The sequence below is a fragment of the Chimaeribacter californicus genome, assembly GCF_002858675.1.
Lineage (GTDB): Bacteria > Pseudomonadota > Gammaproteobacteria > Enterobacterales > Enterobacteriaceae > Chimaeribacter > Chimaeribacter californicus.
Genome location: NZ_PJZF01000009.1, coordinates 75509 through 90793, shown reverse-complemented (window position 1 = coordinate 90793; position 15285 = coordinate 75509). Strand labels below are relative to the sequence as shown.

The following is a 15285-nucleotide window of genomic DNA, read 5'->3' as shown; positions in this document are numbered from 1 at the left end:
TAGCGACACTCTGCTTAGATCCAATTGGGGGGCCTTGCGCCCCCCGCTTTGTCTGGAGAATCCCTTATGGCAAAAGAATTTAGCCGCACTCAGCGCGTCTCACAGGAGATGCAGAAAGAGATTGCGATCATTTTGCAGCGTGAAGTTAAAGATCCGCGCATTGGTATGGCGACTGTGTCAGGCGTCGAAGTGTCCCGCGACCTGGCTTACGCCAAAGTCTTCGTGACGTTCCTCGATGTGCTGGCAGAAAATCACGATCCCGATCGTGTCGTGACCGGTATTAAAGCCTTGCAGGATGCCTCCGGTTTTATCCGTACATTAGTGGGTAAAGCCATGCGCCTGCGCGTGGTGCCGGAGCTGACGTTCGCTTACGACAATTCCCTGGTTGAGGGCATGCGTATGTCCAACCTGGTGACTAACGTTGTGAAGAATGACGCAGAGCGTCGTTCTGCCGCAGGCGATAACGAGGAAGAATAATGGGACGTCCTCGTCGCCGTGGGCGCGATATTCACGGCATCCTGCTGCTGGATAAACCACAGGGGCTCTCCTCGAACGATGCCCTGCAAAAAGTAAAACGCATTTATAATGCCAACCGTGCGGGTCACACGGGTGCGCTTGACCCACTGGCAACCGGCATGTTGCCGATTTGTCTGGGTGAGGCCACCAAATTTTCCCAGTTCCTTCTGGATTCAGATAAGCGTTACCGGGTGATTGCCCGCCTGGGGCAGCGGACTGATACTTCTGATGCAGATGGCCAGCTGATCTCTGAGCGTGAGCCGGCTTTCACGGCTTCCCAGCTGGAGACTGCGCTAGAGAGCTTCCGTGGTGCCACCAAACAGGTGCCGTCGATGTACTCCGCCCTGAAGCATCAGGGAAAACCGTTGTATGAGTATGCGCGTCAGGGCATTGATGTCCCGCGTGAAGCCCGTGACATCACAGTGTATGACCTTCAGTTTATCCGCCATGAAGGGCTGGAACTGGAACTGGAAATTCACTGCTCCAAGGGCACTTACATTCGTACCATTATTGATGACCTGGGTGAGAAGCTGGGATGCGGTGCGCATGTTATCTTCCTGCGCCGTTTGCAGGTGGCAACCTATCCGGTTGCCCGCATGGTCACCCTGGAGCAATTGAACAGTATGCTTGAACAGTGCGACGCCGAAGCGCGCACACCTTCAGATGTGCTGGATCCGTTGCTGATGCCGATGGACAGTGCAGTACAGCAGTTTCCTGAAGTTAACCTGCCGCTCGTTGTGGCAGGCTATGTCAAGCAGGGGCAACCGGTTCAGGCCGCCCAGGCACCGGCACAAGGGATGGTACGCATCACGGAAGGGGATGCGCATCACTTTATTGGCGTGGGTGAAATCGCTGATGACGGGCGTGTTGCGCCACGCCGTCTGGTGGTAGAAAACCCTGCCTGAGGCACTTCTGCTCATCTTGCGAATACCCAAGGCAAAGAGTAGAATGGCGCAGCTTATGCATTGGGTTGCTGAATTAGAGATCGGCACCTGTTTTTTTTATCTATAATCTGGAGTATTACCATGTCTCTAAGCGTTGAAGCTAAGGCACAGATCGTAGCCGACTACGGTCGCGGTGCAAACGATAGCGGCTCTACCGAAGTTCAGGTAGCTCTGCTGACCGCTCAGATCAACCACCTGCAAGGTCACTTTGCAGAGCACAAAAAAGATCACCACAGCCGTCGTGGTCTGCTGCGTATGGTTTCTCAGCGTCGTAAGCTGCTCGACTACCTGAAGCGTAAAGATGTTGCACGTTACACCAGCCTGATTGAACGTCTGGGTCTGCGTCGCTAAGTCTGCGAGTTTCAGTGTAAAGGGGCCAAATTTGGCCCCTTTATTCTAGGAAGCAATACAAGAACGCCGTAAAGTAATGGGCGTTGTTTCCAAAGAGGATCTTCCGCTACAGAGGTTCGCGCGGCTAATGAGAGGCTTTGTCTTTCAGTGGAAAAGATAAGGATTGTCATTAGTCGCGAGGATGTAATGTGAAGGTCGGTAAGTTACTGACGCTACGCCGCCAATGCGGTGTTGTGTCTTAAAGAAGGATATGATTTTGCTTAATCCGATCGTACGCAAATTCCAATACGGCCAGCACACCGTTACGCTGGAAACCGGCATGATGGCTCGTCAGGCGACCGCCGCTGTGATGGTGAGCATGGACGATACCGCTGTTTTCGTTACCGTAGTCGGTGCGAAAAAAGCGAAGCCGGGCCAGGACTTCTTCCCCCTGACAGTAAACTATCAAGAACGTACTTATGCGGCAGGCCGCATCCCGGGCAGTTTCTTCCGTCGTGAAGGCCGTCCGAGCGAAGGCGAAACCCTGACCTCCCGCCTGATTGACCGCCCAATCCGTCCCCTGTTCCCAGACGGCTTCCTGAACGAAGTTCAGGTTATCGCAACCGTTGTGTCTGTTAACCCGCAGGTTAACCCGGACATCGTTGCCATGATTGGTGCATCTGCGGCACTCAGCCTGTCCGGTATTCCGTTCAATGGCCCGATTGGTTCTGCGCGCGTAGGCTATATCAATGACCAGTACGTTCTGAACCCGACAGCAGATGAGCTCAAGCAAAGTAAACTGGATCTGGTGGTTGCCGGTACCCAGGGCGCTGTACTGATGGTGGAATCCGAAGCACAGCTGCTGAGCGAAGATCAGATGCTGGGTGCCGTGGTCTTTGGCCATGAGCAACAGCAAGTGGTGATCGAGAATATCAACTCTCTGGTAGCAGAAGCCGGTAAACCAAAATGGAACTGGCAGCCGGAGCAGGTGAACGAAGCCCTGCATACCCGTGTGGCTGAACTGGCTGAATCCCGTCTGGGCGATGCTTACCGTATCACTGACAAACAGGCGCGTTATGCGCAGGTTGACGCGATTAAAGCGGATGTCCGTGCTGCGCTGTTGGCACAAGATGAGTCGCTGGATGATGGCGAAATCATGGATGTGTTGGCTCACATCGAGAAAAATGTTGTCCGCAGCCGTGTATTACGTGGTGAACCGCGTATTGATGGTCGTGAAAAAGACATGATTCGTGGCCTGGACGTGCGTACCGGCGTATTGCCGCGTACTCACGGTTCTGCGCTGTTCACCCGTGGTGAAACGCAGGCACTGGTTACCGCGACGCTGGGTACAGCGCGTGACGCTCAGAACCTTGATGAACTGATGGGTGAGCGTACCGATAACTTCCTGTTCCACTACAACTTCCCTCCGTACTCCGTTGGGGAAACAGGCATGGTGGGTTCACCGAAGCGTCGTGAAATCGGTCATGGTCGTCTGGCGAAGCGCGGCGTGCTGGCAGTGATGCCGGAAGCGGATGCTTTCCCTTACACCGTGCGTGTTGTGTCTGAAATTACTGAATCTAACGGTTCCTCTTCCATGGCATCCGTGTGCGGTGCTTCTCTGGCGCTGATGGATGCCGGCGTGCCGATCAAGGCCGCGGTTGCAGGCATCGCAATGGGGCTGGTGAAAGAGGGCGAAAACTTTGTAGTGCTGTCTGACATCCTGGGTGACGAAGATCACCTCGGCGATATGGACTTCAAAGTGGCCGGTAGCCGTGAAGGTATCACTGCCCTGCAGATGGATATCAAAATTGAAGGCATCACCCGTGAGATCATGCAAGTTGCTCTGAACCAGGCCAAGGGTGCGCGTCTGCACATTCTGGGTGTAATGGAACAGGCTATCAGCACGCCACGTGGTGACATCTCTGAGTTCGCCCCGCGTATCCATACCATTAAAATCAATCCTGATAAGATCAAGGATGTGATTGGTAAAGGCGGTTCAGTCATCCGTGCGTTGACGGAAGAAACCGGCACCACCATCGAAATCGAAGATGACGGTACTGTTAAAATTGCCGCAACAGATGGTGATAAAGCCAAATATGCGATTCGCCGTATCGAAGAGATCACTGCTGAAATCGAAGTCGGCCGTATCTATCAGGGTAAAGTGACCCGTATCGTTGATTTCGGTGCCTTCGTGGCGATCGGCGGCGGTAAAGAAGGGTTGGTTCATATTTCTCAGATCGCTGATAAGCGTGTTGAGAAGGTGACCGACTATCTGGAGATGGGCCAGGAAGTCCCGGTTAAGGTGCTGGAGGTTGATCGCCAGGGCCGTGTGCGTCTGAGTATCAAAGAAGCGACGACGCCGACTCCGGAAGCAGCTGAACCCGCAGCAGAATAACGGTATAAGCAGTTTTACAGCGCCTTGCCGATGGTAAGGCGCTGTTCGTATCGCGAGGGCAGGACGCCCTTGTGTTAAGCAAGCGGATGACAGGACGATCATCCAATGTTTGTCTTCGGGAGTGGGAAATGAAGCCTTTCTTGCGCTGGTGTTATGTTGCGACAGCACTTATGCTGGCAGGATGCAGCAACCATGATTGGCGTAAAGACGACGTTCTGGCGATTCCTTTGCAGCCCACGCTGCAGCAGGAAGTCATTCTGGCACGCATGGAACAAATCCTTGCCAGCCGGGCACTGACAGATGATGAGCGTGCGCAGTTGTTATATGAGCGTGGAGTGCTGTATGATAGCCTTGGATTACGGGCGTTAGCGCGAAACGACTTTTCACAGGCGCTGGCGATTCGTCCCGACATGCCGGAAGTTTTCAACTACCTGGGCATTTACCTAACGCAGGCAGGCAATTTTGATGCTGCCTATGAAGCGTTTGATTCTGTATTAGAGCTTGATCCAACTTACAATTACGCGCGTTTAAACAGGGGCATCGCACTGTATTACGGTGGCCGATACCGCCTGGCGCAGGATGATCTGCAGGCGTTTTATCAAGACGACCCAAATGATCCCTTCCGTTCGTTGTGGCTTTATTTGGTGGAGCGAGAAATCGACCCCAAACAGGCTGACGTGTCGCTGGAACAGCGTTACGACAAGGCGGACAGAGGGCAATGGGGATGGAATATTGTCGAATTCTACCTGGGCAAAATCAGCGAAGACACGCTGATGGACCGCCTGAAGGCAGATGCAACGGATAACACTTCGCTCGCTGAGCATCTCAGTGAAACTGACTTCTATTTAGGTAAACACTACCTGAGTCTGGGGGACAAGAGCAGCGCTTCGGCACTGTTCAAGCTGACGGTCGCTAACAATGTTCATAACTTTGTTGAGCACCGCTACGCATTGTTGGAATTGGCGCTTTTGGGCCAAGAGCAAGACGACCTATCAGAATCGGACCAGCAATAGCTGACGGACATATCAGCCTGATTTAACTTGGTTTTCACCAACGTTAATCGCCTTAACGGGCGAGGCTTTTTTGTTCGTTTATTAAATTTATTTGAGCCGGTTCACACTTTTCAATGAAAATGACTGAAAATTTTCTCGACGAGTTACGTAGACTGGCCGCCATCTCATATGAGGCACGTGTACATGACTACTGAGTTTGAAACCTCTTTTGCTGACCTGGGGCTGTCTGCTCCGATCATTTCCGCCCTGACAGACCTGGGCTATGAAAAACCGTCACCGATCCAGGCTGAGTGTATTCCTCACCTGTTGAACGGCCGCGATGTGCTGGGCATGGCACAGACCGGTAGCGGTAAAACTGCAGCGTTCTCGCTGCCGTTGCTGCACAACCTGAAAGCCGATCTGAAAGCACCTCAGATCCTGGTATTGGCACCGACCCGTGAGTTGGCGGTTCAGGTTGCTGAAGCAATGACTGATTTCTCTAAACACATGCACGGTGTAAACGTTGTTGCCCTGTACGGCGGCCAGCGTTATGACGTACAGCTGCGCGCGCTGCGCCAGGGCCCGCAAATTGTTGTGGGTACCCCAGGCCGTCTGCTGGACCACCTGAAACGCGGTACGCTGGACCTTTCAAACCTGAATGGTCTGGTACTGGATGAAGCCGATGAGATGTTGCGTATGGGCTTTATCGAAGACGTTGAAACTATCATGGCGCAGATCCCGGCTGACCATCAGACCGCGCTGTTCTCTGCTACCATGCCGGAAGCGATTCGTCGTATTACCCGTCGTTTCATGAACGACCCACAGGAAGTGCGTATTCAGTCCAGCATTACTACCCGTCCTGACATCAGCCAGAGCTACTGGACTGTCTCTGGGATGCGTAAAAATGAAGCACTGGTTCGTTTCCTGGAAGCGGAAGATTTTGATGCGGCGATCATCTTCGTCCGTACCAAAAACGCGACGTTGGAAGTGGCAGAAGCCCTGGAACGCAGTGGTTATAACAGTGCTGCGCTGAACGGCGACATGAACCAGGCCCTGCGTGAGCAGACCCTGGAGCGCCTGAAAGATGGCCGCCTGGATATCCTGATTGCGACCGACGTTGCGGCCCGTGGCCTGGACGTTGAGCGTATCAGCCTGGTCGTGAACTACGATATCCCGATGGACTCTGAATCCTACGTGCACCGTATCGGCCGTACCGGCCGTGCAGGCCGTGCAGGTCGCGCACTTCTGTTCGTAGAAAACCGTGAACGCCGTCTGTTGCGCAATATTGAACGCACCATGAAGCTGACCATTCCTGAAGTAGAACTGCCGAACGCAGAACTGCTGGGTCAGCGTCGTCTGGCTAAATTTGCCGCCAAAGTGCAGCAACAGCTGGAAAGCAGCGATCTGGACATGTACCGTGCCCTGCTGGCTAAACTGCAACCGGAAGAAGAGCTGGATATCGAAATCCTGGCTGCAGCACTGCTGAAAATGGCACAGGGCGAACGTCCGCTGATTCTGCCACCTGAGCCGGCCTTTAAAGCGCGTCCACGCCGCGAGTTCAGCGATCGTGACGACCGCCGTGGTGACCGTCCGGATCGTGGCGATCGCCGCGAGCCGCGCGAAGCACGCGATGGCGACCGTCCGCGTCGTGAGCGTCGTGAAGTAGGGGATATGGAGCTTTACCGTATCGAAGTGGGCCGCGATGACGGCGTTGAAGTTCGTCATATCGTGGGCGCGATCGCCAACGAAGGCGACATCAGCAGCCGTTACATTGGTAACATCAAGCTGTTTGCTACCCACTCCACCATTGAGCTACCGAAAGGTATGCCGGGCGATCTGCTGTCGCATTTCACCCGCACCCGTATTCTCAACAAGCCGCTGAACATGCAGCTGTTGGGTGATGCACAGCCGCAACCACGCCGTGAGCGTCGTGAAGGCGGTGCACCTGCCGGTGAGCGTCGTGAAGGTGGCCGTGGCCGTTCCTTCGGTGGTGCAGGTGAGCGCCGTGAAGGCGGTGCCCGTCCTCCGCGCCCGTTCAATGGTGAACGTCGTGAAGGCGGCGAGCGCCGCCCGGCCGGTAACCGTGATGGCCAGCGTACTCCGCGTCGTTTTGGCGATGCATAATTGCTAGCGATGTAAAAAAACCAGCCTTCGGGCTGGTTTTTTTTTGCCTGAACGTCAGGGTATCAGCGGATGCACGGTTCTTTTACCAGGTCTTGCTGGACCTCAGACACAATTTCAAACGAACGCAAACGTGCCTGATGATCATAGATTTGCCCGTTAATCATCAGCTCATCAGCGTCCGTTTCACGCAACAGGGCCTGCAGGCCATGGCGGATACTCTTCTTGTCGCCGACCACTGACATCCGCAGAGACTGTTCAACACCAAAGCGTTCCGCCGGAGACCAGAGGCTGGCGATGTCATCGACCGGTGCCGGCAACGGGCCGGGGTGACCACGACGCAGGTTGATAAACTGTTGTTGATTAGAGGTAAACATGCGCTGCGCTTCTTCGGTGGTATCAGCTGCAATGGCATTCACACAGACCATCGCATACGGTGCAGGCCAGCGTTCTGACGGCTTATAGTTACTGCGGTACAAGGCCAGTGCCTGATAAAGCATGTCAGGGGCGAAATGTGAAGCAAAGGCAAATGGCAGGCCGAGCGCGGCAGCCAGTTGGGCGCTGTAAAGGCTGGAGCCAAGCAGCCAGATCGGCACATGCAGCCCCTGGCCCGGTACCGCCTGCACAGGCTGGCCTGGCTGGGCATCCGCAAAGTAGTGCTGTAACTCCTGCACATCTTGCGGGAAATTGTCCACTTCACCTGAAAGATGGCGGCGCAGGGCAATCATGGTGCGCTGATCCGTGCCCGGTGCGCGGCCGAGGCCAAGATCGATCCGGTCAGGGTAGAGCGTAGCTAGCGTGCCAAACTGTTCGGCAATCACTAACGGGGAATGATTTGGCAACATGACGCCGCCAGAGCCCAAACGGATGGTCTTCGTACCGCCGGCAAGGTGACCAATCAATACGGATGTTGCCGCACTGGCGATGCCGGTCATATTGTGGTGCTCTGCCAGCCAGTAACGTTGGTAGCCCCATTTTTCAGCATGTTGTGCCAGGTCGAGAGAGTGGCGGAAGGCATCTGCCGGGCGCAGCCCCTGGGGTACCGGTGCCAGATCCAACACCGATAAAGGAACGGTGCTCGGCTGGGAGGTTATTTGTTGGGATACTGTCGTTGATTGAGACATAGTCATTACCCACGGTTTGTACAGTGGCGAAATAGCTCGCCAGCTAATGATAAACCTGAGTATTACGCATTCCCGCTGTTCTTGCCTAAGGGGAATGTGCGCTATTGGCCCGTGAACGGCTTTTCTCATCGCCAGCCTGCCCGCACAACCCCGAACCTGATGTACACCTCTCCCGCCTATAACCCACCCGCAGAGGTAACCTCCGTTATGGCTGATCGACCTGCGCCAGCCCGGCGACCCGGTGCCAGTAGCCATTGCATTCAGGCTGGGCGGCAACAGCCAGCGGTGCTTCTCCCTGCTCATTCGCCCGGAAGCGTTCCAGCATCACCAGGTCTTCTGTTGATGAAGGGGAAAGCCGGACAATATCCACCAACTCCCGCATGCCGGCCAAGGCATTGCCCAGGTTATAGCAATACCCGCTCTGGGTCTGAATACCATTCAGCACGAAGACCTGCTGTTGTTCCTGTGAATGCACGACCCGGCCGGTCGGGTAGCGAATGCAGCAGGTTTCACACTCATCTTTAGCACGATTCTCTGAACGTGCCGTAAAGCAGCGGGCGGAATAGGCCAGCGGCAGGTGCCCATAGGCCAGCACCTCAACTTCAAATTTGCCGCGCAACCCCAGGTCGTCACACTGCGCCAGCAGGGCAGCCAGCCAGTCGCGGGAAAGCTCTACCGGCATACACCAGCGCACCATGCCTTGCCGGTGCAAAATACGCAGGGTATAGGCGTTGTAACAGTTCAGCGCATGGCCGGCCACAAACGGCAGATGCTGTTCAGCAGCCATATTCACTGCGGCGAGATCGTTAGCCTCCAGCAAAAATTCCCCATTCTCAACATAGCGCCTTACCTCAGTCAGCTCTGAAGGGGCCTGAACCAGAGCCAGTGTTGATAGCACACATTGTTTGCCCGCCTTTGCCAGCATTTTCGCTAATGCCAGCCAGTCCTGGGCTTTCAGTGCCCGGCGCTTACTGCATACCGTCTCACCCAGATAGATAATCTCAGCACTGCTCTGTGCCGCGGCCTGATAAAACGCCTCTACGGTGTTTTTTGGCCAGTAGTATTGCACTGCGCCTAATGAGTATTTCATGTCCCTTTCCTTTACTGCCATTTACGGTGATACGCACCTAACGTGGTTTGCGTCCCCTCCGAAAGGCTGCCCAGCGCAGCCATCCAGGCGGGGTGTGGCGCAAAAGCACTGGGATTGGCTTTGCAGCGATCGATAGCCTGCCGCCAGATACGCGTCACTTCACTGACATATGCCGGGCTGCGCTGGCGCCCCTCAATTTTCACCGAGGCGATATTAGCCGCCATCAGGGAGGGCAGCAGGGCCAGCGTATTCAGGCTGGTTGGCTCCTCCAGGGCATGATAAAGCGCATCGCCTACGTGGTAGCGGCCTTTGCAGAGCGTGGGATAACCGGCGTTTTCGCCGGGGGCATAACGGTCAATCAGCACGTCATTCAGCCGTGATTCCATACCCTGCGGCGTTTGCTGCCACCGTACAAAACGGGCCGGCGAGCAGACGCCGACCGTATTCGGTGACTCCCCGGTCAGGTAAGAAGAGAGATAACAGCGGCCTTCCGCCATAATGCACAGGCTGCCGAAGGCAAAAACTTCCAGCGGTACCGGGCTGCTGCGCGCCAGCTGGTTAACCTGGTGCATTGACAATACCCGGGGCAGCACGACCCGGCTGACGTCAAAATTCCGGTGATAAAAGGCGATAGCCTGTTCGTTGGTGGCGGAAGCCTGTACAGAAACATGGCGCTCCAATTGCGGGTAACGCTGGGCGGCATACTCCAGCATCGCTAAATCGGCAAGGATTAAGGCATCTGCGCCCGATTGTGCCGCCATGTCCACGGCATGTTGCCAGCGCGCGAAGCCCACAGGGTGAGCAAATGTGTTGATGGCAATATGCAGCTTGCGGTGATGGCGGTGCACAATGCCCACGGCCTCCTGCAATTTCTTCTCGGTGAAGTTAAGCCCGGCAAAATGGCGGGCGTTGGTATCATCTTTCAGGCCGATGTAAACCGCATCAGCTCCCTGTTCGATCGCAGCTTTCAGCGCTGGCAGATTGCCAGCGGGGCAAAGTAACTCCATAGTATATTCCCGGCAGAACCACCCTAACGGTTGATGAAGTAACAGCCGGCGATTTTAGGCAACCCGACAAGCCGAAGTATTGATTTGAGGCAGTTTCTGACGTGTTGTTAACAAGCCGATGAATAATTTCCGCTGTACACACCTGCGTTCTGGTGCAAAATTTATTGATACCGCGCGCTGAACCCGTTTCCCGATGTGGCAAAATAGCGCCAGTCTTTACCAGAGGAGTAAATGCCAGTGTTGGAGCAATTACGAGCACGCATTGTGCGGCAGGGGCCGTCGCTGCTGCGCATTCCGTTAACCTTTATGCCGTTTGCTCTGCAACGACAGGTTTTACAGCAACTGTTGCACTGGCAATTCCGGCAGGCGCTGGCAGACGGGGAACTGGAGTTTCTGGCGTCGCGCTGGCTGGAGGTCGAAGTGCGGGATCTGGGCTTGCGCTGGTATGTCACCGTGGAAAATGAGCGGCTCCGGATCCGCGCAGACGCCACACCGGATGTCCGGTTCAGTGCAGATGCCAATGACCTGATCCTGATCGCGGCCCGCCGCCGCGACCCGGATACGCTTTTCTTTCAACGCCGTTTGTGCATTGAGGGGGATACCGAGCTTGGCCTGTATGTCAAAAACCTGATGGATGCCGTGGATCTGGAGACGCTGCCGCCAGTGTTACGGCAAGGGTTGACTCAGATGGCTGATTTTATCGAAGCCGGTATACAACAGGACACGGCAACGCTCCCCCGTGCAGGTGAATTATGTTAATTCGTGTGGAAATCCCGGTCGATGCTGCCGGTATCGACAGCCTGTTGCGCCGCGCCTTTGGCCGTGATGATGAGGCCGATCTGGTACAGCAGTTGCGTGAAGATGGTCTCTTAACCCTGGGGATCGTTGCCACTGATGACGAAGGCGGAGTGGTGGGGTATGCCGCCTTCAGCCCGGTGGAGGTCGCCGGCGAGGATCGTCAGTGGGTTGGCCTGGCCCCGCTGGCGGTGGAAGAGGAGCTGCGTCAGCAAGGCATCGGTACCAAGCTGGTTTATGAGGGGCTGGATGCGCTAAACGAATTTGGCTACGCCGCGGTAGTGGTACTGGGCGATCCGGCCTGGTATGGCCGCTTAGGGTTCACCCCGGCTGCCGCCCATCAGTTGCACTGCCCATGGCCGGGGGCAGAAGCCGCCTTCCAGATCTATCCGCTGGCGGAACAGGCACTGGCTGATGTCTCCGGGCTTATCCGCTATGCAGCGCCCTTTAATCGTTTTTAAGCGGGCACTCTGACGATCTGCGCCATATATGCCATAAGATCCTGAGGCTGGTCACCTACCAGCCTCTCTTTTTGGCCACGTGAAAGCTGTTTGACCCGGTATTCTACTTTCAGGGCGGCTGAGCGATCTCCGATGCCACAGTGAAACACCAGCATCAGTGGTCCCTTGCCTCGCAAAGCCTTTGCCCCTCTGCCGTTCTGATGCTGTGTCAGGCGGCGCGGCACATCTGTCGTGATGCCGGTATAAAGCTGACCAGCTGCCGTACGCAGTATATAAAGGTGCCACAGGGCGGCGGGCGCGTATTCAGTCATGAGGAGTGTCTGAGTATTCATAATCGCAACAGGGTAAACCAGTTAGCCGGTGGGTTCTACCTGCCGCATACGCCGGACTGGCGATGACGTTTCCAGGAGAAAAAAGTATGCCGTTGTCTGATGATCGGGTAGCGATTGAGAAGTACCTGAAAAAGTACCATGTACTGACACTCTGCGCGGCAGCAGAGGGAGACCTCTGGTGCGCCAACTGTTTCTATGTGGTAGAGCCGGAACAGATGGCACTGCTGCTGATGACAGATCTGAAAACCCGCCACGGAACCCTGATGGCGCAGCAACCCCGTGTCAGCGGCACCATTGCCGCGCAGCCGAAAACGGTCGCGCTGATTAAGGGGGTGCAGTACAGCGGCCGGGCGGTTCAACTCACCGGTGACGAAGAGCAGGCGGGCAGGGCACTTTACTGCAAACAGTTTCCGGTCGCCCGGGCCATGTCGTCACCCCTCTGGCGCTTGTCGCTGGATGAGATAAAAATGACCGACAACGCGCTCGGGTTTGGTAAAAAGCTTCATTGGCAACGGGAAAACCATGCATAAAAAGGGCCGCATACTGCGGCCCCTTCACTTCATGATGACTGACGTCTCACCCTCACTTACTTCGCCAGAATCCGCAGCGCTTCGCGGTTAAAGGCCGGCAGGTCATCCGGTGTCCGGCTGGTGACCAACGTATCGTTGTCTACCACCACTTCACGATCATAAAAATCAGCCCCGGCATTCTTCACATCAACTACGACGGGTTTTACCGTGGTGGCTTTCCGCCCGCGCAACACATCTGCATTGATCAACAGTTGTGGCCCATGACAGATCGCAAAAATGGGCTTCCCGCTGTCTGAGAATTTTTTAGTGAAAGCGACAAACCGGTCATCCCCACGCAGGGAGTCCGGGGAATGCCCACCAGGCAGCAGCAGCGCATCAAACTCCTCAACGCTGACGTCATCAATTGACTTATCAATCGTGACGCTCGCCTCACCTTGTTTACCCTTCACCACATTACCGGCTTTCTTCTCAATGGTAACCACCTGGTGGCCGGCCTGTTTATAGGCGTCAGCAGGAGACGTAAATTCCGCATCTTCAAATTCATCGGTGATGAGTACCGCAATTTTCTTGTTCGACATCGTTTCCTCCTTATGATGATTTGTTGATGTATTAAGCCTAGTAATAATGCTCTGGACTGGCTAGTCTTAGTGACCCCCTCTTAATAAAAACTAAAATAAACAATAAGTTATAATTTAATTTCACAGTAACAAGGTATTTCATCAGGTATCCGCCCCGTTACTGGATGTCGTAAATCCCTTTTTAAAAGGCGGGGGTATCACCGTTGTGTTGGCCTTAGGTGACAGGAATAGATATAAAGAAGGGAAAATAGAAATAAACGTTGATAATGTGTAAACGTAATGAAGAGATTATTATAAAGTCCTTATAATTTAACCCTAAAAATAAGTCGTTTTACGAGTAACTCCTCGACGTATTTGAATAGAGCCCTGCTTGTAAGCAGGCCTGAAAGGGAGAGATTTTAGTTATTAGCTAACTTATTATTGCGTAAGTGATTTTTATTGTCCCCCCTTTTTTTCAGGTTAAGAAAATATTATCAAATAGTGATATTAATTATAAAATTAAATCCCTCTCTTCACCATAGCTCATTTTTATTGTTAATCTATTTTTAAAAATAGGTTTATTTAATGCATCTCTCTTATGTGTGAAAGAAAAAGCATGAAGTAAATAAATGCTTTTGAGATATTCCCTTGGTTATTTTAGGCGTTGCGCCATATATGTATTCTGAGGGCTTGTCTATTATTTCCTCCCTTAGGAAATTGGTCCATTTAAAGGAGAAATAATTATGAGTATTGTTATTAAACGTATGAAAGCATTAATGTTACCTGTTTGTCTACTGGTAAGTGCAACCGCGGTCAGCGCTGAAGACGGCACCATCACCTTTACCGGTGATATTCGTGACGCAACCTGTGTTGTGACAGTGGGTGATGACACAGGTTCCAGTGATACCGGTGATTTTACCGTAAAACTGAAACCTGTCAGCGTTACCGCACTGGATGCAGACAAGCGTCGTGCAGGTGATACACCGTTTTATATTAAATTGAGCGGTGCGCAGTGTCCAAATGGGAAATATGCCAACGTTTCCTTTGAGCGCGCGCTCAGCCTTAATATTGACCCGGTAACCGGTAATTTGAAAAACCACACTGCAGCTGGTGCGGCAAGCAAAGTACAGGTGGGGCTGACGGATGAAAAACTGAACGCAATCGATCTTAACCAGCAAATTACCGATCCAACTGCAGGTAAACAAATTGCAAACAATACCGCACAGTTTGATTACTGGGCGCAATATGTTGCAACCGGTGGTGCGGCGACTGCGGGTTCGGTTAATACCAACGTCGTTTATTCCATTATTTACAACTAATTAAATAAGGGGGGCTTCCCCCCCTTATTTATTCTTTATGAGCTAATGTTATGAAACTGAAAGCACTTTTACTTACTTCGCTGTTATTCACAGCAGCCCTTCCCGCCTTTGCCTCAGTTCAAATTATGGGAACCAGGGTGATTTTTAATGCGAAAGATAAAGAGCAGGCTATTCGTGTAAATAACGTTGGCAATGCACCGAGCTTAGTGCAGGTGTGGCTGGATAGCCGCCCGGAATCTGGTGTTGCGGATAAGGAAGATCTGCCATTTGTTATCACTCCACCAATGGCGCGGGTTAACGTAGGGAAAGGAAAAACATTCCGCATATTCCAGACGCAGGACACGGTAAATAAATACCCTAAAGATCGTGAATCTGTATTGTGGGTAAACTTCCTGGATATTCCACCGGAAGATGCCTCACTGCAGGATAAAAATTTACTGAATCTGGCCTTCCGTACCCGCCTCAAATTCTTCTATCGCCCGGCAGGGCTGAAGGGTGATGAAATCCAGGCCGGGGAAAATCTGAAATGGAGCATGGTATCCAATGCAGAAGGGTATACCTATACCTGTGATAATAATTCGCCTTTCCATGTTTCCTTCTCCCGGTTGGTGATTAAAGGTGACGAAAAAACGCTGATTAATGGCGACATGGTTGCACCTTTCAGTAAGAAAACATTTTCATTTAAAACTAAAAATAAAACCGCTAAGCCGGTACTGGAATACACCTTCATCACCGATCTTGGTGCCTATGTGGATAAGCAGTTTTAACTTAT

Annotated in this window: 17 protein-coding genes; 12 read left to right on the top strand and 5 right to left on the bottom strand. The window is 53.4% G+C overall.

What is annotated here, in order from left to right; genetic code table 11:
• Positions 1-66: 66 nt before the first annotated feature.
• The 7 genes from rbfA to CYR55_RS12055 all read left to right on the top strand — a co-directional run bounded on the left by rbfA (position 67) and on the right by CYR55_RS12055 (position 7301).
• A complete protein-coding gene (rbfA, locus tag CYR55_RS12085) occupies positions 67-477 on the top strand; it encodes a 30S ribosome-binding factor RbfA (protein WP_072927112.1) in 411 nt (136 codons plus the stop codon).
• The gene (truB, locus tag CYR55_RS12080) at positions 477-1421 is read left to right on the top strand and encodes a tRNA pseudouridine(55) synthase TruB (RefSeq protein WP_101816388.1); all 945 of its coding nucleotides are present in this window, start codon (positions 477-479) and stop codon (positions 1419-1421) included. The genes rbfA and truB overlap by 1 nt, the downstream gene beginning before the upstream one ends.
• Before the next feature lie 120 nt (positions 1422-1541).
• A complete protein-coding gene (gene rpsO / locus CYR55_RS12075; protein WP_072927115.1) occupies positions 1542-1811 on the top strand; it encodes a 30S ribosomal protein S15 in 270 nt (89 codons plus the stop codon).
• A 256-nt stretch (positions 1812-2067) separates the two neighbouring features.
• Complete coding sequence (gene pnp / locus CYR55_RS12070) at positions 2068-4185, top strand: polyribonucleotide nucleotidyltransferase (protein ID WP_101816462.1); 2118 nt, start codon at positions 2068-2070, stop codon at positions 4183-4185.
• 128 nt (positions 4186-4313) lie between these two features.
• The gene (nlpI, locus tag CYR55_RS12065) at positions 4314-5198 is read left to right on the top strand and encodes a lipoprotein NlpI (protein WP_101816387.1); all 885 of its coding nucleotides are present in this window, start codon (positions 4314-4316) and stop codon (positions 5196-5198) included.
• 113 nt (positions 5199-5311) lie between these two features.
• Positions 5312-5392, top strand: coding sequence for a protein YrbN (yrbN, locus tag CYR55_RS24210; protein WP_101816386.1), 81 nt, complete (start codon positions 5312-5314; stop codon positions 5390-5392).
• Positions 5382-7301 (top strand): DEAD/DEAH family ATP-dependent RNA helicase, encoded by a 1920-nt coding sequence (locus CYR55_RS12055; RefSeq protein WP_101816385.1) that lies wholly within the window; start codon positions 5382-5384, stop codon positions 7299-7301. The genes yrbN and CYR55_RS12055 overlap by 11 nt, the downstream gene beginning before the upstream one ends.
• Before the next feature lie 62 nt (positions 7302-7363).
• On the opposite strand, the gene CYR55_RS12050 is transcribed toward CYR55_RS12055, so the two are convergent.
• From CYR55_RS12050 to ubiU, 3 genes are all read right to left on the bottom strand, one after another.
• Positions 7364-8422, bottom strand: coding sequence for a luciferase-like monooxygenase (locus tag CYR55_RS12050; protein WP_101816384.1), 1059 nt, complete (start codon positions 8420-8422; stop codon positions 7364-7366).
• Positions 8423-8627: 205 nt separating this feature from the next.
• Positions 8628-9512, bottom strand: coding sequence for a U32 family peptidase (locus tag CYR55_RS12045; protein WP_101816383.1), 885 nt, complete (start codon positions 9510-9512; stop codon positions 8628-8630).
• Positions 9513-9523: 11 nt separating this feature from the next.
• On the bottom strand, positions 9524-10519 hold the full coding sequence (gene ubiU / locus CYR55_RS12040) for a ubiquinone anaerobic biosynthesis protein UbiU (protein ID WP_101816382.1): 996 nt from the start codon (positions 10517-10519) through the stop codon (positions 9524-9526).
• Positions 10520-10756: 237 nt separating this feature from the next.
• Here ubiU and ubiT point away from each other — a divergent pair, with 237 nt between their 5' ends.
• Positions 10757-11278: a ubiquinone anaerobic biosynthesis accessory factor UbiT gene (gene ubiT / locus CYR55_RS12035; RefSeq protein ID WP_165699584.1), complete on the top strand. Its 522-nt coding sequence runs from the start codon at positions 10757-10759 to the stop codon at positions 11276-11278.
• Positions 11272-11775, top strand: coding sequence for a GNAT family N-acetyltransferase (locus CYR55_RS12030; RefSeq protein ID WP_101816380.1), 504 nt, complete (start codon positions 11272-11274; stop codon positions 11773-11775). The genes ubiT and CYR55_RS12030 overlap by 7 nt, the downstream gene beginning before the upstream one ends.
• Here CYR55_RS12030 and CYR55_RS12025 read toward each other — a convergent pair.
• Positions 11772-12086: a GIY-YIG nuclease family protein gene (locus CYR55_RS12025; RefSeq protein WP_101816461.1), complete on the bottom strand. Its 315-nt coding sequence runs from the start codon at positions 12084-12086 to the stop codon at positions 11772-11774. The two genes, CYR55_RS12030 and CYR55_RS12025, sit on opposite strands and share 4 nt — an antisense overlap.
• A 107-nt stretch (positions 12087-12193) precedes the next feature.
• Here CYR55_RS12025 and CYR55_RS12020 point away from each other — a divergent pair, with 107 nt between their 5' ends.
• Positions 12194-12637 (top strand): YhbP family protein, encoded by a 444-nt coding sequence (locus CYR55_RS12020; RefSeq protein ID WP_101816379.1) that lies wholly within the window; start codon positions 12194-12196, stop codon positions 12635-12637.
• Positions 12638-12693: 56 nt separating this feature from the next.
• Here CYR55_RS12020 and CYR55_RS12015 read toward each other — a convergent pair whose 3' ends face one another.
• Entirely contained in the window at positions 12694-13215 is a 522-nt protein-coding gene (locus CYR55_RS12015; protein ID WP_101816378.1) for a type 1 glutamine amidotransferase domain-containing protein, read from the bottom strand.
• Between the two features lie 722 nt (positions 13216-13937).
• Between CYR55_RS12015 and CYR55_RS12010 the strand changes: the two genes are divergently transcribed.
• Together CYR55_RS12010 and CYR55_RS12005 are read left to right on the top strand one after the other, a co-directional pair.
• Positions 13938-14513: a fimbrial protein gene (locus CYR55_RS12010; RefSeq protein WP_101816377.1), complete on the top strand. Its 576-nt coding sequence runs from the start codon at positions 13938-13940 to the stop codon at positions 14511-14513.
• A gap of 50 nt (positions 14514-14563) precedes the next feature.
• The gene (locus tag CYR55_RS12005) at positions 14564-15280 is read left to right on the top strand and encodes a fimbrial biogenesis chaperone (RefSeq protein ID WP_101816376.1); all 717 of its coding nucleotides are present in this window, start codon (positions 14564-14566) and stop codon (positions 15278-15280) included.
• Positions 15281-15285 lie beyond the last annotated feature (5 nt).

Bases quoted from the DNA above. Each gene is read 5' to 3' on its own strand.
- rbfA (WP_072927112.1), top strand. From the start codon at position 67: ATGGCAAAAGAATTTAGCCGCACTCAGCGCGTCTCACAGGAGATGCAG.
- truB (WP_101816388.1), top strand. From the start codon at position 477: ATGGGACGTCCTCGTCGCCGTGGGCGCGATATTCACGGCATCCTGCTG.
- rpsO (WP_072927115.1), top strand. From the start codon at position 1,542: ATGTCTCTAAGCGTTGAAGCTAAGGCACAGATCGTAGCCGACTACGGT.
- nlpI (WP_101816387.1), top strand. From the start codon at position 4,314: ATGAAGCCTTTCTTGCGCTGGTGTTATGTTGCGACAGCACTTATGCTG.
- yrbN (WP_101816386.1), top strand. From the start codon at position 5,312: ATGAAAATGACTGAAAATTTTCTCGACGAGTTACGTAGACTGGCCGCC.
- CYR55_RS12055 (WP_101816385.1), top strand. From the start codon at position 5,382: ATGACTACTGAGTTTGAAACCTCTTTTGCTGACCTGGGGCTGTCTGCT.
- CYR55_RS12050 (WP_101816384.1), bottom strand. From the start codon at position 8,422: ATGTCTCAATCAACGACAGTATCCCAACAAATAACCTCCCAGCCGAGC.
- CYR55_RS12045 (WP_101816383.1), bottom strand. From the start codon at position 9,512: ATGAAATACTCATTAGGCGCAGTGCAATACTACTGGCCAAAAAACACC.
- ubiU (WP_101816382.1), bottom strand. From the start codon at position 10,519: ATGGAGTTACTTTGCCCCGCTGGCAATCTGCCAGCGCTGAAAGCTGCG.
- CYR55_RS12030 (WP_101816380.1), top strand. From the start codon at position 11,272: ATGTTAATTCGTGTGGAAATCCCGGTCGATGCTGCCGGTATCGACAGC.
- CYR55_RS12025 (WP_101816461.1), bottom strand. From the start codon at position 12,086: ATGACTGAATACGCGCCCGCCGCCCTGTGGCACCTTTATATACTGCGT.
- CYR55_RS12020 (WP_101816379.1), top strand. From the start codon at position 12,194: ATGCCGTTGTCTGATGATCGGGTAGCGATTGAGAAGTACCTGAAAAAG.
- CYR55_RS12015 (WP_101816378.1), bottom strand. From the start codon at position 13,215: ATGTCGAACAAGAAAATTGCGGTACTCATCACCGATGAATTTGAAGAT.
- CYR55_RS12010 (WP_101816377.1), top strand. From the start codon at position 13,938: ATGAGTATTGTTATTAAACGTATGAAAGCATTAATGTTACCTGTTTGT.
- CYR55_RS12005 (WP_101816376.1), top strand. From the start codon at position 14,564: ATGAAACTGAAAGCACTTTTACTTACTTCGCTGTTATTCACAGCAGCC.